The sequence below is a fragment of the Campylobacter sp. CN_NE2 genome (assembly GCF_027797465.1).
In the GTDB taxonomy this organism is placed as follows: domain Bacteria; phylum Campylobacterota; class Campylobacteria; order Campylobacterales; family Campylobacteraceae; genus Campylobacter_B.
Map to the genome: position 1 here is coordinate 798,852 of NZ_CP115608.1, position 22,501 is coordinate 821,352.

Sequence of the window (22,501 nt, forward strand, 5' to 3'; positions counted from 1 at the left end):
ATGGAAAATATCATCTGTCCGCATTGTGGCGAAAAATTTAGTCTAGATAATGATAACGCTAATCGAATTTTTTCGCAACTGCGAGACGGCGCGTTTAAAGATGAGCTTCAAAGAAGATTAGAAATCGAAAAAGCGAATTTAAACGCCATTTTCCAAGAAAAGCTAAATTCGCAAAAAACAAAGCTAAATAGCGAATTTAGCGAACAAATATCAAATTTAAAAAACGATTTGCAAATTTCGCAAAACCAAAATGCGAATTTGCAAACTCAAATGAATACAAATATCGAAAACGAAAAGCTAAAAATAACGCAACAAAACGCAAATGAAATCGCAAATCTAAGGCAAGAGATTTCAAATTTGAAAAATAGATTATCAAACGAATTAAATTTAAAAAGCGTTGAAATTCAAAATGCAAGATTGCAAATTCAAAATGAACTAAATGCCGAATTTAGCGAAGAAAAAACTGCATTAAATGCCAAAATAGAAAGCTTGAAAAATGAAGTAAATTTAAAGCAAAACGAAGTTGATTTTTACAAAGATTTTAAAGCTAAACAAAGCATAAAACTTCTTGGCGAGAGCCTAGAACAGCATTGTTTGGTCGAATTTAACAAAGTAAGAAGTATGCTTCCGATGAGCGTTTATTTTGAAAAAGATAATGAAATAATCGACGGCACTAAGGGCGATTTTATCTACCGAGAGCTTGATGAAAGCGGCGTGGAAGTGATTTCGATTATGTTTGAGATGAAAAATGAAGCTGATTTAAGCGCAAATAAAAAGAAAAATGAAGATTTTTTGGATAAGCTTGATAAAGATAGAAAAAAGAAAAACTGCGAATTTGCGGTTTTGGTTAGTGTGCTAGAACCTGATAATGAGTATTATAACGCAGGAATCGTCGATATTTCGCATAGATATGAAAAAATGTTTGTTATTCGTCCGCAGTTTTTTATACCGCTTATTAGCATTTTACGAAATGCGAATTTAACGAGCTTTGCAGCCAAAAAAGCATTAGAATTTGAAAAAAATAGAAATATCGACATTACAAATTTTGAAGAAAAACTTATCAAATTTAGAGATAGTTTTGCCAAAAACTGCGACAATGCAGCAAAAAATTTCGACGGGGCTATCGAAGAAATCGACAAAGCCATAAAAAATTTGCAAGATACAAAAGAGAGATTAATCAAGTCGATGAAATGGCTAGATACCGCAAATAGGAAATCTAGCGAAGATTTGACAATCAAAAAACTAACGCATAAAAATCCTACGATGAAAAAGGCATTTGCCGAGCTAAATTCAAACGAGCAAAATTCGCAAAATTTGCTAGGATACGACCAAGAAAGCGAGAATTTGTAATTTTTATATTGCAAATTTGTTTGATTTGTCATTGCGAGAATTTGCATAGCAAATTCGAAGCAATCGCCAAAAATTAAATAACAAATTTGCAAAATCGCAAATTTAAATAAATTCGTATCATAGATAATCGATACGACCTGAATTTGAATTTGCAAAAGAAATTTACTTTAAAGGATTGAAATTGAAAAATTTTGTAATTAAAGAGTATGCAAATGGATAAATCGCCTTTGGAATTTATTGTATATTACTTAGCTTTGTTTGTTTTTCTCATTTTGATTAATTTGATATACAAAAAGAAAATTAAATTTTCAAAAACAAATATGGAGAGATTTAATAAAATTAAAAATTCTGAAATTTATCAAAGATTTATTGGGAGAGCTTTACTTACAGGTAAAGCAATAAGTTTTGTAAATATATTGTTGTATTTTTTTATATTTTATATATTATATACTACTTTTTTAACAGCAACACGCTATAAACCGTTGTCCGAAAACCAGTGGTATAAAACAGTTGGAATTGTAGATGGAATTTATAAATTAAATGATTTTGGTAAATATCGTAGCGGACCAATCATTACCATATTAACAGACAATAATAAAACAATCAATTTTACTTTTAATAAAAAAAATGAAAAAATAAGAAGCCAATATTTAAAAGGTAAAAAAGTAACTATTTATTCTAAATTACCACCATATTATTCTGATACTTGGTTGATATTTGACACCGAAGCACACGCCAATAAAATAGCAGATGAAAGTGGAAATTTTATAGAGGGTTACGATGGCATGTATGATTATGAAAAAGCTATGAAAGAATATAAAGAAAAAATATCATACAAACCATTTTTAAAATGTCTATTTATATTACTACTAATATATTTTATAAATGGAAACAAAAATTCTAATAAAAATCAAAATTCCCCGAATTTTAACGCATTTTAAGATTATTTAAGTAAAATTGTATTTCTTTTTTAACTTTCGGGCTCATAGCTCAGTTGGTTAGAGCATCCGGCTCATAACCGGATGGTCCCAGGTTCGAGTCCTGGTGAGCCCACCACCACGAATTTTAAAATCAAAACTTTTATTTTCACAGGTCGTATCCACAGATACGAATTTTATTTAAAATTTTGTTTTGAAATGTTATAATTTCGCCTTTATGAGCCTTTCGTCTAGTGGCCCAGGACGCTGTATCCTCAATGCAGAAACGCATCGTTCGAATCGTGCAAGGCTCGCCAGTATCGCTAAGTCCAACGCAAATTCTACTCACAAAGCCCCTTTGGGGTAAGAAAATAAATTTTTTTCGCCACACTAGAAATAAATTCTTTATCGTGCGAAACGATGATTTGGCTAAGGTCAAGCCCTTTTAAAATCTTTGCCAAGTTTTCTTGCATTTTTTCATCAAGCCCCGTTGTAGGCTCATCTAGCAACAAAATTTGTGGCTCACAGACCAGCACTCCGGCAAGTGCGACAAGCTTTGCTTCGCCGCCAGAGAGATGAAAAACGATTTTATCTTTTAAGTGCGAAATTCCCAAATTTTCAAGCACCGCAAGCGTTTTTTCATAAATTTCATCTTTGCTTAGAATTTCTCGTTTCAAAAAATGATGCTCTCGTAAATGTTTGTCAAGTTCGCTTTCGATGCTAGAATTTTTTCGCTCTTTTTGCAGGGCTTCGTTTCGCGCAAACAACCCAAATGCGACATCGTCAAAGACTTTTGGGGCGATGAATTGCTCAAAGCTATTTTGAAATAAAAAGCCGATTTCTCGCCTAAATTTGGCAAATTCGCTTAAATTTGAAATTTTGTGATGAAAAATTTCGATCTCGCCGCCGTTTTTCTCACGCAAACCGCCTAAAATTTCAAGCATTGTGGTCTTGCCACAGCCGTTTGGTCCGATAATGGCGACTTTTTGTTTATGCGAAAGCTCTAAATTTAAATTCTCAAAAAGCACCCTTTCGCCCATTTTAGCGCAAAGATTGGTTATTTTTAGGTTGCAACTCAAATCAAAACTCCGAATTTAAAGATGACGCAAAAAGCCACGATTGCCAAAAATGCGATTTCGGCTTTGGCGATTTTTTCTTTTTGCGTGTGATAAAAAATCCCGTCAAAACCACGAACTATCATAGTTTTTCGCAAATCTTCTGCTTTTTTTAGGGCAAATAAAAACAAAAGCGCGATTAAATTTGCATAAATTTTATATGTAAATATCGTTGTTTGCGGAACGAAACCACGCACTTGTAAAACTTTTTTTTGCCTTTCAAACTCCAATTTTAGCGAATTTATAAAATTTAAGCAAAAATAGATTAACGCAGAGATTTTTTTGCCAAATTTTAGATTATAAAAACCTTGCGAAATATCACTCGTTTGCGAATTTATAAAAAGTAAAATCCCAAAAAGTATTATCAAATTTGAACGCAAAAAAATCAAAATTCCAAGCGTGAAATTTCCTTCAAAAACCACGCCCAAAACCAAAATAATAATGAAAAAATTTAGATAAACAAGCCTTGTGAAAATCTCTTTAAATTTATCAAAATTTAAAGCCAAAAGAATTAGCACAGGCAGGAAAAATAAATAATAAATATGCGAAGAAAGCGCAACACCAAAGCTATAAATAGCAAAGCAAAGTAGCATTATGGCGCAGTTTTTCATCGTTTTTTAACCAAATACAAAACGCCAAAAAAGACAAAGATTATCAAAAACGAAAGAGCAAATTTGAAAATTTCGCTCTCCCCTGCTTCATCATCTTGCAAATCATCAGAAATCGCCAAATTTGGCGATGAATTTTCTTTTAACGAATTTGCTGAGTTTTGCGTAAAATTTTCCTTTGAAACGGCATTTTCATTTTGAGTAGAATTTTCATTTAAATTTGTTGAATTTTCAGCCTTTGTTTTACTTTTTTTCTCTAAATTTTGCGAATTTTCTTGCGAATTTTCTTTTTCGTTTTCTTTTTTTTGAGCTTTAAAATTTATACTTTTTCCATGCCCCAAACCACCATTTACCTGAATTTCAAACTCGCTTGATATGGCTTTGAAACTTGCTTTTCCGTTTTCATCTGTTTTTAGCGTTTGTATGATTTCGCCGTTTTTTATTAGCGAAACTTCGCACTCTTTACAGGGCGAATTTCCGTAAAAAAACGACTTCAAATTTACAACGCCGTTTTCTTCTTTGGCAAAAACTTTTAGTGAGTGGGCGTTGGCAAAAACGCAAAATAGGCATAAAATAAGAATTCTCATCGTGGCAAAATTTCCTTTTTTACTTTATAGATAAAACTAAGCCCAAAAAGCGAAATCACACCTTCGATGAGCGCTAAACCTGCATTTACGCCAAATGCCAAAACTGCGACTTTAAAAAACTCATCGCCGTTTAGTGCTAAAACAAGCGAAAGAAAAAATGACGACAGCAAAATCGGCACAAATCCTGCCAAAAAAAACGAAATTTGCTTTTGAAATTTGCAAACCAGCTTTAAAATATAAAAGCTTAAAACCGCAGGAAATGCGATAATTAAGGTATTTACGCCCAAAACGCTAAGTCCGCCGTATCCAAAAAATAACGCTTGTAAAAATAACCCGACAAAAATCGCCAAAATCGCTTCAAAGCCAAGAATAGCGCCGATAAATCCGCTTAAAACTAGATGAATCGAAGTAGGACCTAATGGAAAATGAATAAACGAAGCTACAAAAAAAATCGCACTCAAACAGGCTATTTTAGGGATTTGCTCGGTTTTTAATTTATATGTTATCACCGCTACCGCACAGGCACTCGCCACCCAGCACGGAAGCAAAATCTCAGGCTTTAAAACCCCTTCGCTAATATGCATAAAAATCCTTGAAAAATCAAAAATAAAGGGAAAATTTAGCAAAAAATTTCAAAATTTAGACTAAATTTTCCGATTTTAAATTTGTTATTTTAAATAATCTTTCGTTTCGACCCAAATCACAGCGCCAAGCTCGACAGGGTATTTTTTGCCGTCTTTTTCGATACTCTCATCATCGTCGATGAGCGCCGCAAATCCCCACCAGCCACTAAGTGGCATAACAAAGCTAAATTCGCCATTTTCGTTGGTTTTAACAACCTGCGTGATATGATCTTCGCTTGGAGCTTTTAAATTTTTATCGTTATAAAATTCGACCTCTACCTCAACATTTGCGGCAGGTTTTCCCTTATAAAGGACTTTTGCGCTAAATAAATTTCCTGCGTATAAACCAAACGGGCGAGTTAAAGGAATAATCTCAGCCTTTGTGCCGATAGCTTCGTCCCAGCCATCGCCGTATCCGTAAGCATCGACAATCGTTTTTGTGATATGGCGAATAAATTTCTCTTCTGCCGGTTCAAAATATGGTTTTGGATCAAAGTAAAATTGATAAATTCCCGGTTCTTTTACTTCAAATTCGGCTGTGTAAAAAGCATTTTCGCCGTTTTTTTGCTCTTTTAAATCTTGCAAAATCGATTTTTTCTCGCCATTAATGGCGACTTCGGCTACATTTGGAAGCTCTAAATTCATCGGCATTTTTTCAAACGGATGAGTAAATTCAAGCTTTAAATTTAGCTTCGAATTTGCTTCATCTTCAACTACGCTTTCGCTTGGCAAAATAACGCCAAAATGGGCAAATGCAAAACTTGCACAAAGCAAACTTGCAACAATAAATTTCTTTTTCATTTATTATCCTTTAATTAAAAATATTACTGCGAAATTATGCCTAAAAAAGTTTAAATTATTACTTAAAATTTTTGCGTATTATCAAAATAAAAATTTTATTTTATTAAAGGAAATTTATGATAAAATTAAAGTTTATTAAAAAATTTACAAGGCAAAATAATGATAAATTTAAAACTAATCGAAACAAATTTTGACGAATTTAATAAAAAACTAATCGCCAAAAAAGTCCCCGCAGACACGCTAAAAAGCCTACTTGACGCTTATAATGAGTTAAAAGAAAAAAAGACAAATTTGGAAAATTTGCAAGCCGTTCAAAACGCCAAAAGTAAAGAAATGGGCGTCATAGCAAGACAAGGTGGCGACATGAAAGCCCTAAAAGCCGAGCTTGACGCAAACAAAGCAAAAATCGCGGAACTCAGCGCAGTGGTCGGCGAGTGCGAAGAAAAGCTAAATACTATCGCAGCCATCGTGCCAAATATCATCGATGATGATGTCCCATTTGGCGCAGATGAAAACGAAAATGTCTGCGTAAAAACCGTGCTAGAACCGCGTAAATTTGACTTTACGCCAAAAGAGCATTTCGAGCTAGGCGAAAGCCTTGGTTGGCTAGATTTCGAACGAGGCGTGAAGCTTAGCGGTAGCCGTTTTACCGCACTTCGTGGGCTTGGTGCGAAACTAAATATGGCGCTGATTAACTACATGATTGATTTTAACAATAGCCGTGGTTTTGAGCTTGTAAATATGCCATTTTTGGTGCGTGATGAGATACTTTATGGCACGGGACAGCTACCCAAATTTAAAGACGATCTTTACAAAGTAGATAGCGACGAGCTAAATTTGTATCTCATACCTACTAGCGAAGTTACAGCGACGAATTTATTCAACGATGAGATTATCGAAAGCGCGAATTTGCCGATAAAGCTTACGAGTTACAGCCACTGCTTCCGCAAAGAGGCAGGGAGTGCTGGGCGCGATACTAGGGGCATGATTCGTCAGCACCAGTTCGAAAAGGTCGAGCTTGTGGCGATTACGAAGCCAGAAGATAGCGCAAAAATGCTAGATGAAATGGTCTCTTGCGCTAGTGATTTACTAGCTTCTTTGGGCTTACCGCACCGCCACATGGTGCTTTGTAGCGGGGATCTCGGATTTAGTGCGGCAAAGACAATTGATCTAGAAGTCTGGCTTCCGGGACAAAATAAATATAGAGAGATTAGCTCGATTTCAAATTGTCGTGATTTTCAAGCTAGACGCGCGAAAATTCGCTATAAAGATGAAAATAAGAAAAATGCGTTAGTGCATACGCTAAATGGCTCATCTTTGGCAGTGGGTCGAACGCTAATAGCTGTGATGGAAAACTACCAACGCGCTGATGGCACTATCGAAATTCCAAAAGTTTTAGAAAAATATATGTAATAAAAATTTACAAAATTTAGCTAAAATCACACTTTTAGCAAATTTAAAACAAAGGAATTTTTATGAAAAAAACTATTTTAACAGCGATTTTAGCACTATTTTTTGTCGGTTGTTCGCAAACTAGTAGTGTTTTGACACTCGATCCATACATGGCGCACGGCATAAAAACAAAAAATCCAAACAGCGTAAGTATCAACAGCGTCCAAGATAAAAGAGAAAACAAAAGCACAATCGCCACGGTCAAAGACGGCAACGGCAATGTGATGGAATATATAACGCTTCAAAACAGCCTTTCTGCGTGGTTTAGCGACGCTATAAAACAAGAACTTATCGCTCGTGGCGTAAGCATCGATGAGAGTGCCAAAAGCAAAGTAAATATCGAAATCGGCAAACTAAGGGCGCAAATCGAAGGATATTCAAAAGAAAATATGAGCGGTTATGGTGAAATTTTTATAACCATTTACAAAGGCAACGAAACGATTACTAGACAGGTAAGACAAACCCAAAGCGAATTTGCTCCGATCCGCACGGGCGGGGCATTGACACCGTTTGTAAAAGAGTTACTAAATGACTTGGTCGCAAAAAGTGCCGAGCAAATCATAAATTCGCTCTAAATTTGCAAATTTAAACTGGCAAATTCGCCGAATTTCGCAAAATGAAGTGCGTAAATTGCGAAGCTTTTTCATTTGGCATAATTTGCAAAAATTGTGCCAAAATTTTAAGCGAATTTCGCTTGTGTGAGCGAAAATTTGGCGAATTTAGCGTTTATTATTTTTACGGATATAGCGAGATCAAACACTTAATCCACTCCAAACACCACGAATACGGACAATTTGTCTTTAAAAAACTAGCAAATTTAAGTTTTAAAAAATTTGCTAATGAGTTTAAATATAGCGAAATTTGCCTTGCTTTGGGGCTAGATGATACGACCGATAACGGCGAATATTCGCACACGGCGATTTTATCAAATTCACTAAAAAGCGAATTTATAAAACCCAAATTCGGCGTTATAAAAGCAAAAAATTCGGTAAAATATAGTGGAAAATCACTAGAATTTCGCCTTAAAAACAGAAGGGATTTTGAGATTTTAAAGCCTGTTAAAAACCCGGTAATCTTGGTCGATGACATAGTTACGACAGGTTGCAGTATAAATGAAGCCAAAGAAATTTGCGAAAAAAACGGAATTGAAGTTTTATTTGGTTTAGTTTTGGCAAATGCCGAAATTTAAAGGAAAAAATATGCAAAAAGTAGTTTTAAAACCGCTTGAAAATAGCGATAAAGAGCAGTTTATAAAAGATAATCAAGAAGCTTTTCTTTACGGAGCTACGATCGAATTTGGTCTAAGGGACGAGCATTACGAAGAAAACGGAGAGATTATCTCACGCGAAACGATTGAAAATTCGCTTAAAAGCGGCACGGCATATCGCATATTTTTTGAAAACAAAAAAGTCGGCGGCGTGGTGCTAAAAATAGATAAACAAGCAAAATTTGGCGAGTTGGAGCTTTTGTTTATAAGCCCAAATTTTCACTCAAAAGGAATTGGCAAAAAAGCATGGCAAGAAATCGAAAAAATGCACCCTGAGATCAAAATTTGGCAAACTTGCACGCCATATTTTGAAAAGCGAAATATCCATTTTTACCTGCACTCTTGTGGTTTTAAAATCATTGAATTTTATAATAAATTTAACAAAGACCCAAATTCCAAAGCCGAATTTGATGAAAACGGAAATGAAATTTGCCACGAAATGTTTTTATTTGAAAAAATAATTCTGTAATTTTAGCTAATGCAAAAGTTTATTTTGGTATAATCAAAAGTTTAAATTTGCAATAAGGAATAATATGCAAGATAGTATTTTTGACAATCAAGAAATCGTTGAAATTGATGTAGAAGAATCAATAAAAACAAGCTATTTAGATTATTCAATGAGCGTTATTATAGGTCGTGCGCTTCCTGATGCAAGAGACGGCTTAAAGCCCGTTCATAGGCGAATTTTATACGCTATGAACGAGCTAGGTGTCGGCTCTCGCCAACCATATAAAAAATCGGCTCGTATAGTAGGCGATGTCATCGGTAAATACCACCCACACGGCGATATCGCCGTTTATGATGCGCTTGTTCGTATGGCACAAAGCTTTTCTATGCGAATTCCTGCTGTCGATGGTCAAGGAAACTTTGGCTCAATAGACGGCGACGGAGCTGCTGCTATGCGTTATACCGAAGCTAGAATGACAAAACTAGCAGAAGAGTTGCTTGAAGATTTAGATAAAGAAACGGTTGATTTCGTGCCAAATTATGACGAAAGTCTAAATGAGCCTGATGTTTTGCCGGCTCGTGTGCCAAATTTGCTACTAAATGGTTCAAGCGGAATCGCCGTTGGTATGGCGACAAACATACCACCACACAGCCTTGATGAGCTAGTTGATGGGCTTTTGCTTTTGCTTGATAATAAAAACGCAAGTTTAGAAGAGATTATGCATTATATCAAAGGTCCTGATTTCCCGACAGGCGGGCTTATTTTTGGTAAAAAAGGGATAATTGATGCTTACAAAACAGGTCGAGGCAGAGTAAAACTAAGAGCAAAAACTCACATTGAGAAAAAACCAAACAAAGATGTCATCGTCATCGACGAGCTTCCGTATCAAACCAACAAAGCTCGTCTTATAGAGCAAATCGCCGAGCTTGTAAAAGAGAAGCAAATCGAAGGCATTAGCGAAGTCAGAGATGAAAGCGATAGAGATGGAATTCGCGTTGTTATAGAGCTAAAACGAGACGCTATGAGCGACATAGTTTTAAATAATTTATTTAAACAAACCACTATGGAAGCGACTTTTGGCGTTATAATGTTAGCTATTGAAAATAAAGAACCAAAAGTTTTTAATCTAATTGAACTTTTAAATTTATTCTTAAATCACCGAAAAACGGTTATTATTCGCAGAACGATTTTTGAACTTCAAAAAGCAAGAGCTAGGGCGCACATTTTAGAAGGTCTAAAAATCGCACTTGATAACATAGACGAAGTTATCGAACTTATCAAAAACTCAGCCGATACCACAGCCGCAAGAGACGGCTTGATGAGCAAATTTGGTCTAAGTGAGCTTCAAGCAAATGCGATTTTGGATATGCGACTAAGCAAACTTACAGGCTTAGAACGCGAAAAAATCGAAGAAGAGTTAAGAGCGATTTTGGCTGAAATCGAACGCCTTGACGCGATTTTAAAAAGTGAAGAGTTGATAGAAAAAATCATTAAAGATGAACTTTTGGAAATCAAAGATAAATTTAAATGCCCACGCATTACCGAGATTGTCGATGATTACGATGATATTGACATTGAAGACTTGATTCCAAATGAAAATATGGTCGTAACTATCACGCACCGCGGATATATCAAGCGAGTTCCAAGCAAAACTTACGAAAAACAAAAACGCGGCGGCAAGGGCAAGGTCGCAGTAACTACCTACGATGATGATTTCATCGAAAATTTCTTTACTAGCAACACGCACGACACGCTTATGTTTATCACAGATAAAGGACAACTTTACTGGCTAAAAGTCTATAAAATTCCGGAAGGCTCACGCACGGCAAAAGGCAAAGCGGTTGTGAATCTCATCTCGCTTCAAGACGGCGAAAAAATAAAAGCGATAATCCCTACTAGCGATTTTTGCGAGAGCAAATCTTTGGCATTTTTCACTAAAAAAGGTATCGTAAAACGAACAAATTTGAGCGAATTTAAAAATATCCGCTCAATCGGCGTAAAAGCGATTAAGCTTGATGAAGATGATGAATTAGTAACCGCGCTAATCGTTGCAAACGGCGAAAATGAAGTCTTTATCCCAAGCGATGAAAACGGCGAAAACGCTGAAAATACCGAAAACAGCGTAGTTGAAAACGAAGTCGTTGAAGTAGTAGAAGAAAACGCGGGCGAAGAGCAAATCAACGAAAATATGCTTTTAATCGTTACCAAAAAAGGTATGTGTGTCAAATTTAAGCTTGAAAAAATTCGCCAAATGGGCAGAGTAACGCGCGGCGTAACGGGCATTAAATTTAAAGAAAAAGGCGATGAAGTAGTCGGTGCTGCCTTTATCAAAAACGATTATGAAGAGATTTTAAGCGTTAGCCAAAAGGGTATTGGCAAACGAACCGAAGCGAACGAATATCGCTTGACAAATCGTGGCGGAAAAGGCGTGATTTGTATGAAACTTACGCCAAAAACAGGCGATCTAATCGGCGTAGTTATGGTAGATGAAGAAAGCGATCTTATGGCGCTAACTACGACAGGAAAAATGATACGCACTGACATTCAAAGCATACGCAAAGCTGGTCGCAACACAAGCGGTGTAATCGTCGTCAAAGTCGAAAGCAAAGACGATGAAGTCGTTAGCATTGCCCTTTGTCCAAAAGTAGAAGAAAATAGCGAAGAAGCCCAAGAAAATGGCGAAAATTTAGGGCTTTTGGGCGAAGAAAATTCGCAAAATTCGCAAAATGAAAATAATGAAAATTCACAAGGAGAAAATAATGAATAGTTATAATATCGCTATTGTCGGTGCCACAGGTGCAGTTGGCGAAGAGATTTTAAATGTTTTAGATGAAGTAAATTTTCCGGTAAAAGACCTGCTTTTACTAGCTAGTTCAAGAAGCGCAGGTGGAAAAATCGAATTTAGGGGCAAAGAATTTGTCGTAAAAGAGCTAACCGATAGCACATTTGACGAAAATGAAATCGACATTGCGTTTTTTAGCGCAGGCGGGTCGATTTCAGCGCACTTTGCGCCGTTAGCCGCTGCCAGTGGCGCTGTTGTCATCGACAACACAAGCCATTTTAGAATGCAAGAAAATGTTCCGTTAGTCGTGCCTGAGTGCAACCCAAGCGACATAGAACACTGGAAAGAAACAGGAATCATCGCAAATCCAAACTGCTCGACAATCCAAATGGTGCAAATTTTAAAACCGCTTGATGACGCTTTTGACATAGCGCGTGTCGATGTTAGCACATATCAAGCCACAAGCGGTGCAGGAAAAGAAGGTATGACTGAGCTAGTCGAGCAACTTCAAGCGTTTTTTGCTTTCAAACTTGACGAGTGCGAACCAAAGGTTTTTGCGCACCAAATCGCTATGAATGTTATCCCGCATATCGATGTTTTTCAACCAAACGGCTACACAAAAGAAGAGATGAAAATGGTAAATGAAACAAGCAAAATTTTGCATAAAAATATCCCGCTTTCAGCAACTTGCGTTAGGGTGCCAGTTCTTAGAAGCCACAGCGAAGCAATCACAATCAAATTTAACAAAGATTTTGATTTAGATAAAGTTCGCTCTATACTTTCGACTGCGCCAAGCGTTGTTTTGGTTGATGACCCTGAAAACAAAAAATACCCAATGCCAACCATTTCAAGCGATACAAACGAAACTTTTGTAGGGCGAATTCGCAGGGATAACTTTGATGATAAAATCTTGCATTTGTGGTGCAGTGCCGATCAAATTCGCGTGGGAGCTGCTACAAACGCCGTGCGAATAGCACTAAAATGGATAGAAAATAACTAAAACCCGCTCTTGGCAAATTTTATAAATTTGCCAAGAAATTTTTTAAATTTAATATTTTGTTTGTTTTAAAACTTATAAGCATAGCTTTAAACTTTATGTGTATTTTTAATAAATTTATCCTTTTGCGACATATAAATTTACTAAATTTCGTTTAAAATTTTCTCAACCACTTCGCTTGGATTAACTGCATTATAAATCGGTCGCCCAACCACAATAAAATCAGCATTTGCTTCTTTTGCAGTTTGCAGATTTGCTACTCTTTTTTGATCGCCCACACTCTCGCCAAAAGGACGAATTCCAGGACACAAAGTGATAAATTTTTCACTCGTGCAAGATTTGATTAGCTTACTTTCAAAAACCGAACACACCATGCCGTCGAGCCCACTTTCAAAAGCTCCCACGCTCATTTTTTGCACGGCTTCGTTGATATTAGCGTTATAAACGCCCTTAAATTCGGCTTCATCAAAGCTAGTCAGCGCAGAAACTGCCAAAACCAAAGGTCGCTCACGCAAATTTGTAAGTCTCTCCATAACTTCGCTCATCGCGCGTTTTCCGCTACTTGCGTGCAGGTTTATCATGTCTGCCCCCACGCTGGAAATCACTTCACACGCATCAGCCATTGTGTTTGGTATGTCGTAAATTTTCAAATCCAAAAATATCTTAAAATCGCCTATTTTGCGAAGCTCATCGATAAAATTTGCTCCGTCTCGCAAATACGCCCTTAGCCCCACTTTTAGCCATAAATCTTTAAAATGAGCTAACTCACGAGCTAAATTCACGCACTCATCGCGGCTTGGCAGGTCAAGTGCCACGCAAAGTTTCATTTTAAATTCTCCAAAACGCCGTTTATGAATTTCGGCGCAGTATCGCTGGCTAGCTCTTTTGCCAAATTTACGCACTCGTTGATGATGACGGCTTTATCCGTATCGCTAAAAAGTAATTCATAAGCCCCAAGCCTTAAAATCGCCCTTTCGATTGCGCCGATTTCGGCAAGTTTATGCTCGTTTAATCGCTCGTTAAGTCTTTCATCTATCGCTTCTAAATTCGCATTTACGCCCTCAAACAGCCCCAAAGAAAAGTTTTTTTGCTCGTTGCGAATTTTTTTCTCTTCTAAAAATTCGTGCTTAAATTCGTTCATCTCGCTACCCATTTCCCCGGCATACAGTAGCGATACTACGGCACTTCTGGCTTGATGTCTTGTTGCCATTTTTATGCCTTTAAGTTTTTGTATAAACTTATCATCTCAATAACCGAATTCATCGCTTCAAAGCCCTTATTTCCTGCCTTTGAACCTGCTCGTTCGATTGCTTGTTCGATAGTGTCGGTTGTAAGAACGCCAAAAGCCACAGGTTTGCCGTATTTTAGGGTGATAGAAGCGATTCCTTTTGTGGTTTCTGCGCTCACATAGTCAAAATGTGGTGTGCTACCCCTGATGACCGCTCCTACACAACAAACTGCGTCAAATTTACCACTTTCTAAGGCACTTTGCAACGCCATTGGGATTTCAAAAGCTCCCGGGACTAGGATTAGGCTTAGGTTTTTTTCGTCTCCGCCGTGTCGTAAAAATGCGTCTTTGGCGCCCTCGACAAGGCGATCTGTGATGATATGGTTGAAGCGACTTGCGATGATGGCGATTTTTTCGCTACCTTTTAAATTTAAATTTCCTTCGATAACTTTCATATTAAATTTCCTTTTCCTTGCTCCATTTTTAGCATTTTCGTAACCAAATTTAAAATCAAACCAGCCTAGCTTTTTCGTGAGTTTGTAAATTTCTCGCTTCGATAGGCGTTTTAAGCCTTATCTCGCTCGAAATTTACGGCACAACACGAAAAATCGTCGGCATACGCCGTGCATAAATTTAAAATTACGCAAAAATGCTAAAAATTTGCAATTTTTTTATTTACATAACTTGTAAATTTAGCAAATTTTTGCTTTATTTTTGTTTTGGCAATAATTTTGCTTCAATTGTCATTGCGAGAAACGGCATTAGCCGTTTCGTGGCAATCGCCAAAAGTTAAATTTAGAATTTGTAAATTTTAAATAATAAATTTTAAAAATTTAACCAAAATTTCACTCGAATTTTTTATAATTCGGCGTTTATTTTAATCAAGGAATAAATATGAAAAATCTTAGAACTTTTGGCACGGGTGCGACGGTGGCGACATTTGCCGTTATGGCTGTTAGCGGTGCGGCACTATTTTTTGGACTTCGTGGTGGCAACCTAAAACTTATCCACGAATATGTCGGAGCGGCGATGATAATCGCTTGTGTGCTTCATATAATCGTAAATTTCAAGGCTTTTACAAACTATTTCAAAGGCTTAAAAGGCATTTTGATAACTGCATTTAGCGTGATTTTGATCGCCCTTTGTTTTGTGAGTTTTGGTGGTGGCAACGGCAAAGCCCCTGTGGCAAAAATGCTATATCCTGCGGTTTTAAATTTAAGCGTGAGCGAAGCCAAGATGGCATTTAAAACAGACGAAGCCAAATTTAGCGAATTTTTGCAAAACGCAAATTTGGCTAATGCGAATTTAAATCTCAGCATAAACGAATTTGCCAAAGCTAACAATATAAAGCCAGACGACATCGTCCGAGCGATACTACCGCAGATGAAACCTGCAAAAAAATAATTTAAATTTATTAAAATTTGGCGAATTTATGAGTATTTAAATTCGCCAAAAATTTAAAATAAAATTTTTAACTACTTAATTTTTTTCTCTTTTTTATAATTTTCAAGTTCTTCATCTTTTAAAATTTTATCAAATTCGTTTTTAAATCTAGCCCCATTTTTTGGGTCGTAATCATGGATTGTTTCTAAAAATTTTTTAAAATTTGGATTTTTGTTTGCAAGTTCATTGATAACCGTATAATCTAACTTTTCTTTGAATTCGGCTTGTGCTAAAATTACACTTTGTGCTGGTTCATTCAAATTTAAATTTATAACGCCTATACCAAAAGATTGATTTGAACGCTTTATTAAACCAAGCAATTCCTCATCATTTTCATCAATATTACAAGCAACCAAATAACCCTCATTAGCCCAACTACTATTGCTGACTGCTTGAAAATAATATTCTCTAAAATTACCGACACTTAGCTCTTTTTTCATTTCAAAAGAGAAAATTTTAATAGGCAAAATATCAAATTTGGATATAAATTTACCGACTTCTCCACTAAATTCTCCATACTCAAAATTTACTCCTACAATATCGGGATATAGCCATTTATCCATACCTTTTTGTGATTTTCTACTTTCTTCGTGAAAAATTGTTTTTGCATTAGCTCTGAAATTTTCATTTGAAAATATAAAATTCACTAAGAATGGGTGTAAATCTCGCTCATTAAATGCCGTTTTTGGCTCGTTTGTTTGGTTTGGTTTGATGTCAAATTGTATATCTTCTTTAAAATTTTGTGTTTTTAATTTTATGAGTAATTTTGGTTTCGTTTGAACGATTTCAAACATAGTATTTTCATTTTCTTTTACATCCATATAAATATCTCTGGCAAAACTAGCTAATGGAGTCTTACCTTTGTAAGTAAGTTTATCGTCAAGTCCAAAATCAATAGCATAACCATACATTCGATTTGGATTTAACGGTTCTTTTGCCTTTTCTAAAATCTCTTTTGCAATCATTAAATTTGAATTATTTGATTTTACCTTGATAGCCATATTTTATCCTTTTTAAAAATTTATTAATCTAAAAACTCAAAACCTTACTGCTTAAATTTATTAAATTTCAAAATTCAAAGCCTTTTTAATCGCCAAAATTTCATTTATATTTTTTTCTAATTCGTTCAAATTTAGCATATTTGGACCATCGCATAGTGCTTCGCATGGATTTAAGTGAGTTTCGTAAAAAAATCCATCAACCCCCACAGCTGCCGCCGCTCTTGCCAAATACGGCACAAATTTAGAATCGCCACCACTTGTCGCACCATTTGCACTTGGCATTTGCACGCTATGAGTAGCGTCGAAAATCACAGGCGCAAACTCACGCATTATCGGAAAGCTTCGCATATCTACGACCAAATTTCCATATCCAAAGGTGCTTCCCCTTTCGCACAGCCACACGCCGTTTTCTTTGGCAGCTGTAAAGCCTGAGCTTTTCACACCACGCGTTTCAAGGACTTTTTTCACGCTATGATTCATCGCATTTGGCGAGAGAAACTGCCCTTTTTTGATATTTACTATCGCCTTTGTTTTGGCAGCAGCTACTAGCAAATCAGTCTGACGGCACAAAAAAGCTGGAATTTGCAACGCATCAGCCACTTCGGCAACAGGTGCAGCCTGGGTGCTTTCATGAATATCGGTTAAAATTTTAAAACCAAATTTGCTTTTCACTTCTGCTAAAATTTCGCAACCTTTTTCTAAACCCGGACCGCGAAAGCTCGAAATACTCGTGCGATTAGCTTTATCAAAACTACTCTTAAAATAAAAATCGATTTCGCTCATTTCATTAAATTTGCGAAGTTTTTCTGCCACTGCAAAGACTAGCTCACGGCTTTCTATCACACACGGACCTGCTATTAAAACCATTTTTTATCCTTTAAATTTACAAAATTTTTTAGGGATTATAGCCAAATTTAGTTTAATAAAACGCCAAACAAAACTTTAAACAAAAAAGTGATAGAATATCCGCTTAAATTTATCAAATTCTAGGAAAAATTTATGCCCTATAACCCCTTTATAATGCGACATTTATCGATTTATTTTATGTTGCTTGCTTGTTTTCATTTTGCGACTTTGGGGGCGCTTTCAAAAATTTTAAGCGAACAAATGAGCAGCGTTGAAATCGTATTTTTTCGCAATCTAATCGGTCTAATCATCATCTTAATCGCATTAAATAAAGATAGAAATTTCGGTCACGGCGGAAAGCCTGTTTTGCTTATTTTTCGTGGCGTAATTGGCTCGATTGGGCTTTTGCTATTTTTCTACAATGTCGCTCATATCGATCTTGGCACGGCTTTTACATTTCAAAAAACTTCGCCGATTTATATCGCGCTATTTTCATATTTTTTGCTTAAAGAACGGCTAAGCGCACTTGGTTGGAGTGCGATTATACTTGGATTTATCGGCATTGCGTTAGTGGTTCAGCCAAATATCGGTATCACAGCAAACGATCTTATCGGCATTGGCGGGGGAATTTGCATGGGTATGGCACTAACTAGTGTGCGGGAGCTTCGCAAATACTATTCTGCAAATATGATAATTTTATCGTTTATGTTTTTTGGCGTTTTGACGATGAGTGTTTTACTTGTTTTGGGCGAATTTGGCATTGGCGAGTTTAAATTTGTATTTCCAAACCTTTTTGGCTGGGTTTTGATTGCTCTTGTGGGGCTTGGCGGGTATTATTATCAAGTTTATCTCACAAAAGCCTACGCTGCGACCAAAAAAGCAGGAATTCCAGCTGCTATTAGCTATATGGATATTATTTTTAGTATGATTTTAGGGCTACTTCTTGGCGATGCGTTGCCAAATAATGTCGCGCTTTTGGGAATTGCGACGATTATTTTTAGCGGACTTTTGATCGCAAAAGAGAAATAATGAAATTTTTTCCACAAAAACGCACCAAATTTAACCCTTTTTTCTTAACGCATTTGTGCGTTTATTTCTCGCTAATGGCGGCGTTTTATAACTCGCTAATTGGCGTTATTAGCAAACTTTTAAGCTCTGAAATGAGTAGTTTTGAAATCGTATTTTTTCGTAACTTTTTTGGGCTAATCATCGTTATTTGGGTGCTTTTTAAACAAAAAGATTGCAACTTTTTTAGCGGCGGGCATTTGGGTTTTCTCATTTTTCGTGGCGTTATCGGGCTTTGTGGTATGAGTGCATTTTTTTACAATATCGCAAATACCGATCTTGGAACTGCTTTTTCACTTTATAAAACTGCACCTGTTTGGACGGCGTTAATAGCGGCATATTTTTTCGGCGAAAAATTAAGCAATCTTGCATGGTTTGCGATAATCTTAGGCTTTGTCGGCTTTGCGATGATAGTCCAACCGCAATTTGGCATAAAAACCACCGACATCGTCGGTATCGTGGGCGGTTTATGCAGTGGTTTAGCGCTAGTTAGTGTGCATGAACTGCGAAAATATTACTCGGCAAACACAATCGTGCTTTCATATATGCTAAGCGGTAGCGTTATAATGGGACTTGTGCTTTTGCTTGGCGAATTTGATATAACGCCCGTTAAATTCGTCTTTCCAAGCGCCAAAGGTTGGCTTTATATGGGCTTAATCGCCGTTGGCGGATATTTGTTTCAACTTTATCTTACAAAATCCTACGCCGCCACAAGAAAAGCTGGAATCCCAGCTGCCATAGGCTATACGGAAATTTTATTTAGCTTAGCTCTTGGACTTCTTTTGGGCGATAAACTGCCAAATTTGCTAGGACTTTGTGGAATTTGCGTTATTATTATAAGCGGAATTTTAATCGCAAAAGAGAAATAAATTTTAAAAAATTTTCATTTTATATAAAATTTGTTATAATCAACATTTTTAAAGGAAATTCGTGAAAAAAATCATCTTAATCGGTCGCCCAAATGTCGGCAAAAGTTCGCTTTTTAATCGCTTGGCAAATTCACGCATTGCCATTACTAGCGAAGTTGCAGGCACTACGCGCGATACAAACAAAACGCAAGTTGAAATTTTTGATAGAAACGCCGTTTTAATCGACAGCGGTGGGCTAGATAACACAACCGAGCTTTTTGCCAAAGTGCAAGAAAAAACGCTTGGAGAAGCTAAAAACGCCGATATTATCGTCTTTATGGTCGATGGCAAATTTATGCCTGATACCAAAGATAGGCAAATTTTTTACTCACTTTTGAAGCTAGATAAGCCAACAGCTCTTGTCATAAATAAAATCGACGGCAAAAAAGATGAAGAGCGAAGCTGGGAATTTAACGAATTTGGGGCTGAGAGTTTTAACATTTCAGTTAGCCATAACAGCGGCATTGACGAGCTAAAAAGCTGGATTTATAAATTTTTAGATGATGAGCTAAAAAGCGACGACGACGAAAGTTTTGATGATTTTTTAGAAAATTTAGACGATAACGGCGAATTTATAAAAGAAAAAAATCTCAGCGAAGAAGATTTTGAAAATAAACCTATAAAAGTCGGTATTATAGGGCGTGTAAATGTCGGTAAATCAAGCCTTTTAAACGCTCTTGTAAAAGAAAATCGATCAGTGGTTAGTAGCGTGGCAGGAACGACGATAGACCCTGTAAATGAGAGTTTTATTTACGAAGATAGAGTGTTTGAATTTGTCGATACAGCAGGAATTCGCAAACGCGGTAAAATCGAAGGAATCGAAAAATTCGCGCTTAATCGCACCGAGAAAATTTTAGAAAATTCAGACATTGCGCTTTTGGTTTTAGATAGCTCTGATCCGTTTAGCGAACTTGATGAACGCATAGCGGGTCTTGCTTCTAAATTCGAGCTTGGCGTGATTATCGTGCTAAATAAATGGGACAAAAGCGAAGAGGATTTTGATAAACTAGCTTTTCAAATCAGAGATAGATTTAAATTTCTTGCTTATGCGCCGATTATCAGCGTTTCGGCTACCGGCGGAAAGCGAATTCACAAAATTTATCCGCTTATACTCGAAGTTTATCGCAATTTCACGCAAAAAATTCAAACTTCAAAGCTAAACGAAGCTATCGCCGAAGCGACAAAAGCCCACCCGTTGCCACACGAAAAGGGCAAGGTCGTAAAAATTTACTACGCCGTGCAGTTTGGCTTTGCGCCGCCAAAAATCGCGTTAATTATGAACCGCCCAAAAGCGCTTCATTTTAGCTATAAAAGATATTTGGCAAATCAGCTAAGAGAGCGATTTGACCTGCTTGGCACACCGCTTGTGCTACTACCTAGACCTAGGGGAGAAAATTCGGAAAATGAAGAAAAATAATTTTATACTAATCGGCTTTATGGGCGTTGGCAAAGGCACGGTTGCAAGGGCGTTAGCCAAAAAAACAGGACTTTTTTGCATAGATTGTGATGATTTAATCGAAAGTTATGCGAACAAAAAAATAAAGCAAATTTTTGAAGATGACGGCGAAAGCGAATTTCGCAAAATAGAGAAAAAACTAGCCAAATTTTTAGAAAAAAATGTCCAAAACGCCATAATCTCAACAGGTGGTGGTTTTTTTGCCGTTAAAAATTTAAATAAAATCGGCACAGTAATCTACCTAAAATCAAGCTTTGAAGCGATTTATGAAAGAATTTCAAAAAGCGAAAATAGTGAGAAAAAAATCGCAAAAAGACCGCTTTTAAAAGATTTAGACAAAGCAAAATCTCTTCACGCCGAGCGCGACGAAAAATACGCTAAAAAGGCTGATTTTATCGTGGAAGTAGAAAATTTAAGCGCCGAACAAATCGTTAAAAAAATTCAAAAAATCATAAAAAAAGAGAGTAAAAAATGAGAACACTAACAGGACTTCAACCATCTGGCAAACTGCATTTAGGCAACTATTTTGCAAGTATCAAACAAATGGTAGATGCACAAAATGCAGGAGAAGAGCTTTTTATGTTTATCGCAAACTACCACGCGATGACTTCTGTCGGGGACGGCGAAAAACTGCGAAATTCGACCTACGAAGCAGCTGCTGCGTTTTTATCGCTTGGGATTGACCCGCAAAAAAGCACATTTTGGGTGCAAAGCGATGTGAAAGAAGTTTTAGAGCTTTACTGGATTTTAAGCGGATACACGCCTATGGGGCTGTTAGAGCGCGCTCATGCTTATAAAGACAAGGTCGCAAAGGGCTTTGAGACAAAGCACGATTTGTTTTCTTATCCGGTGCTGATGGCGGCTGACATTTTGCTATACTCTGCAAATGTCGTTCCTGTGGGAAAAGACCAAATTCAGCATGTCGAAATCGCAAGAGATATTGCGATTAAATTCAATAACGCTTTTGGCGAAATTTTAACGCTTCCAGAAGCAAGAGTTAATGAAAATGTCGCCGTGGTTCCTGGCACTGACGGCGCAAAAATGAGTAAAAGCTACGGAAATACCGTTGATATTTTTAGCTCTCCAAAAGAGCTTAAAAAGCAAATCGGCTCGATAGTAACGACTTCTGAGCCACTCGAAGCCCCAAAAGAGTGGAAGTCTTGCAATGTTTATAATATCGCAAAACTTTTCTTAGACGAAAACGGGCAAAAAGCCTTGCAAACTCGCTACGAAAAGGGTGGCGAAGGTCATGGACACTTTAAAATGTATCTAAATGAGCTTGTTAGCGAATATTTCAAAGAAGCAAGAGAAAAATTTGAATACTACATGGCACACAAGGGCGAGTTGGACGAAATTTTGGCTCTTGGCGCAAATAAAGCTAAGGCTCACGCCGTAAATTTAATGGATAAAATTCGCAACGCAACGGGGATTTATAGGTAAAATCCAATTTTGCACTTTCTTATTTTTTGAATTTGCAAATTTAGCGCCACTTTGTCATCGCCAAAGGTTAAATTTGCAATGACAAAGTAAAACGAAAGATACTTTAGGGTTTACGCAAAGAAGCGGTTATAGAAAAAGAATATTTAATAAAGCAAGTCGAGCTTGCT

At 36.7% G+C, this 22,501-nt stretch carries 24 protein-coding genes and 2 tRNA genes; 16 read left to right on the forward strand and 10 right to left on the reverse strand.

Annotated elements, in window-relative coordinates; translation table 11 throughout:
- From PF028_RS03895 to PF028_RS03910, 4 genes are all read left to right on the forward strand, one after another.
- Positions 1 to 1,350, forward strand: a complete 1,350-nt coding sequence (locus tag PF028_RS03895) for a DUF2130 domain-containing protein (protein WP_270860049.1) — start codon at positions 1 to 3, stop codon at positions 1,348 to 1,350.
- Between the two features lie 212 nt (positions 1,351 to 1,562).
- A complete protein-coding gene (locus tag PF028_RS03900; protein ID WP_270860050.1) occupies positions 1,563 to 2,291 on the forward strand; it encodes a hypothetical protein in 729 nt (242 codons plus the stop codon).
- A 38-nt stretch (positions 2,292 to 2,329) separates the two neighbouring features.
- Positions 2,330 to 2,406: transfer RNA gene (locus tag PF028_RS03905), tRNA-Ile, on the forward strand.
- A gap of 101 nt (positions 2,407 to 2,507) precedes the next feature.
- Positions 2,508 to 2,584: transfer RNA gene (locus PF028_RS03910), tRNA-Glu, on the forward strand.
- A gap of 24 nt (positions 2,585 to 2,608) precedes the next feature.
- Here the strand turns inward: PF028_RS03910 and PF028_RS03915 are convergent.
- From PF028_RS03915 to PF028_RS03935, 5 genes are all read right to left on the reverse strand, one after another.
- Positions 2,609 to 3,346 carry an energy-coupling factor ABC transporter ATP-binding protein gene (locus tag PF028_RS03915; RefSeq protein ID WP_270860051.1) on the reverse strand — a complete coding sequence of 246 codons (738 nt, stop codon included), beginning with the start codon at positions 3,344 to 3,346 and terminating at the stop codon, positions 2,609 to 2,611.
- Entirely contained in the window at positions 3,343 to 3,993 is a 651-nt protein-coding gene (locus tag PF028_RS03920; RefSeq protein WP_270860052.1) for an energy-coupling factor transporter transmembrane component T family protein, read from the reverse strand. The genes PF028_RS03915 and PF028_RS03920 overlap by 4 nt, the downstream gene beginning before the upstream one ends.
- Complete coding sequence (locus PF028_RS03925; RefSeq protein ID WP_270860053.1) at positions 3,990 to 4,577, reverse strand: hypothetical protein; 588 nt, start codon at positions 4,575 to 4,577, stop codon at positions 3,990 to 3,992. Before PF028_RS03925 ends, PF028_RS03920 begins: the two co-directional genes overlap by 4 nt.
- Positions 4,574 to 5,161: a cobalt transporter CbiM gene (gene cbiM, locus PF028_RS03930; RefSeq protein WP_270860054.1), complete on the reverse strand. Its 588-nt coding sequence runs from the start codon at positions 5,159 to 5,161 to the stop codon at positions 4,574 to 4,576. The genes PF028_RS03925 and cbiM overlap by 4 nt, the downstream gene beginning before the upstream one ends.
- Before the next feature lie 84 nt (positions 5,162 to 5,245).
- Positions 5,246 to 6,001: a DUF4198 domain-containing protein gene (locus PF028_RS03935; protein WP_270860055.1), complete on the reverse strand. Its 756-nt coding sequence runs from the start codon at positions 5,999 to 6,001 to the stop codon at positions 5,246 to 5,248.
- A gap of 159 nt (positions 6,002 to 6,160) precedes the next feature.
- On the opposite strand from PF028_RS03935, the gene serS reads away from it, so the two are divergent.
- The 6 genes from serS to PF028_RS03965 all read left to right on the forward strand — a co-directional run bounded on the left by serS (position 6,161) and on the right by PF028_RS03965 (position 12,950).
- Positions 6,161 to 7,414, forward strand: coding sequence for a serine--tRNA ligase (gene serS, locus PF028_RS03940; protein WP_270860056.1), 1,254 nt, complete (start codon positions 6,161 to 6,163; stop codon positions 7,412 to 7,414).
- 62 nt (positions 7,415 to 7,476) lie between these two features.
- Positions 7,477 to 8,028, forward strand: a complete 552-nt coding sequence (locus PF028_RS03945) for a YajG family lipoprotein (RefSeq protein ID WP_270860057.1) — start codon at positions 7,477 to 7,479, stop codon at positions 8,026 to 8,028.
- 41 nt (positions 8,029 to 8,069) lie between these two features.
- Complete coding sequence (locus PF028_RS03950; RefSeq protein WP_270860058.1) at positions 8,070 to 8,642, forward strand: ComF family protein; 573 nt, start codon at positions 8,070 to 8,072, stop codon at positions 8,640 to 8,642.
- A gap of 10 nt (positions 8,643 to 8,652) precedes the next feature.
- Positions 8,653 to 9,189: a GNAT family N-acetyltransferase gene (locus tag PF028_RS03955; RefSeq protein WP_270860059.1), complete on the forward strand. Its 537-nt coding sequence runs from the start codon at positions 8,653 to 8,655 to the stop codon at positions 9,187 to 9,189.
- A gap of 64 nt (positions 9,190 to 9,253) precedes the next feature.
- Positions 9,254 to 11,935 carry a DNA gyrase subunit A gene (gyrA, locus tag PF028_RS03960; protein ID WP_270860060.1) on the forward strand — a complete coding sequence of 894 codons (2,682 nt, stop codon included), beginning with the start codon at positions 9,254 to 9,256 and terminating at the stop codon, positions 11,933 to 11,935.
- A complete protein-coding gene (locus tag PF028_RS03965; protein ID WP_270860061.1) occupies positions 11,928 to 12,950 on the forward strand; it encodes an aspartate-semialdehyde dehydrogenase in 1,023 nt (340 codons plus the stop codon). The genes gyrA and PF028_RS03965 overlap by 8 nt, the downstream gene beginning before the upstream one ends.
- A gap of 140 nt (positions 12,951 to 13,090) precedes the next feature.
- Here the strand turns inward: PF028_RS03965 and pyrF are convergent, their stop codons facing one another.
- From pyrF to ribH, 3 genes are read right to left on the reverse strand one after another with little or no spacing between them, the layout of a single operon-like run.
- Positions 13,091 to 13,774: an orotidine-5'-phosphate decarboxylase gene (gene pyrF / locus PF028_RS03970; protein ID WP_270860062.1), complete on the reverse strand. Its 684-nt coding sequence runs from the start codon at positions 13,772 to 13,774 to the stop codon at positions 13,091 to 13,093.
- Positions 13,771 to 14,157 carry a transcription antitermination factor NusB gene (gene nusB / locus PF028_RS03975; protein ID WP_270860063.1) on the reverse strand — a complete coding sequence of 129 codons (387 nt, stop codon included), beginning with the start codon at positions 14,155 to 14,157 and terminating at the stop codon, positions 13,771 to 13,773. The genes pyrF and nusB overlap by 4 nt, the downstream gene beginning before the upstream one ends.
- A 2-nt stretch (positions 14,158 to 14,159) precedes the next feature.
- Positions 14,160 to 14,630 carry a 6,7-dimethyl-8-ribityllumazine synthase gene (gene ribH, locus PF028_RS03980; RefSeq protein ID WP_270860064.1) on the reverse strand — a complete coding sequence of 157 codons (471 nt, stop codon included), beginning with the start codon at positions 14,628 to 14,630 and terminating at the stop codon, positions 14,160 to 14,162.
- 439 nt (positions 14,631 to 15,069) lie between these two features.
- On the opposite strand from ribH, the gene PF028_RS03985 reads away from it, so the two are divergent.
- Positions 15,070 to 15,579, forward strand: a complete 510-nt coding sequence (locus PF028_RS03985) for a DUF4405 domain-containing protein (protein WP_270860065.1) — start codon at positions 15,070 to 15,072, stop codon at positions 15,577 to 15,579.
- Positions 15,580 to 15,650: 71 nt separating this feature from the next.
- Here PF028_RS03985 and PF028_RS03990 read toward each other — a convergent pair whose 3' ends face one another.
- Together PF028_RS03990 and kdsA are read right to left on the reverse strand one after the other, a co-directional pair.
- Complete coding sequence (locus tag PF028_RS03990) at positions 15,651 to 16,619, reverse strand: HrgA protein (protein WP_270860066.1); 969 nt, start codon at positions 16,617 to 16,619, stop codon at positions 15,651 to 15,653.
- A 60-nt stretch (positions 16,620 to 16,679) separates the two neighbouring features.
- Positions 16,680 to 17,486, reverse strand: a complete 807-nt coding sequence (kdsA, locus tag PF028_RS03995; protein WP_270860067.1) for a 3-deoxy-8-phosphooctulonate synthase — start codon at positions 17,484 to 17,486, stop codon at positions 16,680 to 16,682.
- A gap of 132 nt (positions 17,487 to 17,618) precedes the next feature.
- On the opposite strand from kdsA, the gene PF028_RS04000 reads away from it, so the two are divergent.
- The 5 genes from PF028_RS04000 (at position 17,619) to trpS (ending at position 22,334) form a co-directional block, all read left to right on the forward strand.
- Positions 17,619 to 18,494 carry a DMT family transporter gene (locus tag PF028_RS04000; protein WP_270860068.1) on the forward strand — a complete coding sequence of 292 codons (876 nt, stop codon included), beginning with the start codon at positions 17,619 to 17,621 and terminating at the stop codon, positions 18,492 to 18,494.
- Positions 18,494 to 19,399, forward strand: coding sequence for a DMT family transporter (locus PF028_RS04005; protein WP_270860069.1), 906 nt, complete (start codon positions 18,494 to 18,496; stop codon positions 19,397 to 19,399). Before PF028_RS04000 ends, PF028_RS04005 begins: the two co-directional genes overlap by 1 nt.
- Before the next feature lie 61 nt (positions 19,400 to 19,460).
- Positions 19,461 to 20,855, forward strand: a complete 1,395-nt coding sequence (der, locus tag PF028_RS04010; RefSeq protein WP_270860070.1) for a ribosome biogenesis GTPase Der — start codon at positions 19,461 to 19,463, stop codon at positions 20,853 to 20,855.
- On the forward strand, positions 20,842 to 21,369 hold the full coding sequence (locus PF028_RS04015; RefSeq protein ID WP_270860071.1) for a shikimate kinase: 528 nt from the start codon (positions 20,842 to 20,844) through the stop codon (positions 21,367 to 21,369). The genes der and PF028_RS04015 overlap by 14 nt, the downstream gene beginning before the upstream one ends.
- A complete protein-coding gene (gene trpS, locus PF028_RS04020) occupies positions 21,366 to 22,334 on the forward strand; it encodes a tryptophan--tRNA ligase (RefSeq protein ID WP_270860072.1) in 969 nt (322 codons plus the stop codon). Before PF028_RS04015 ends, trpS begins: the two co-directional genes overlap by 4 nt.
- Positions 22,335 to 22,501 lie beyond the last annotated feature (167 nt).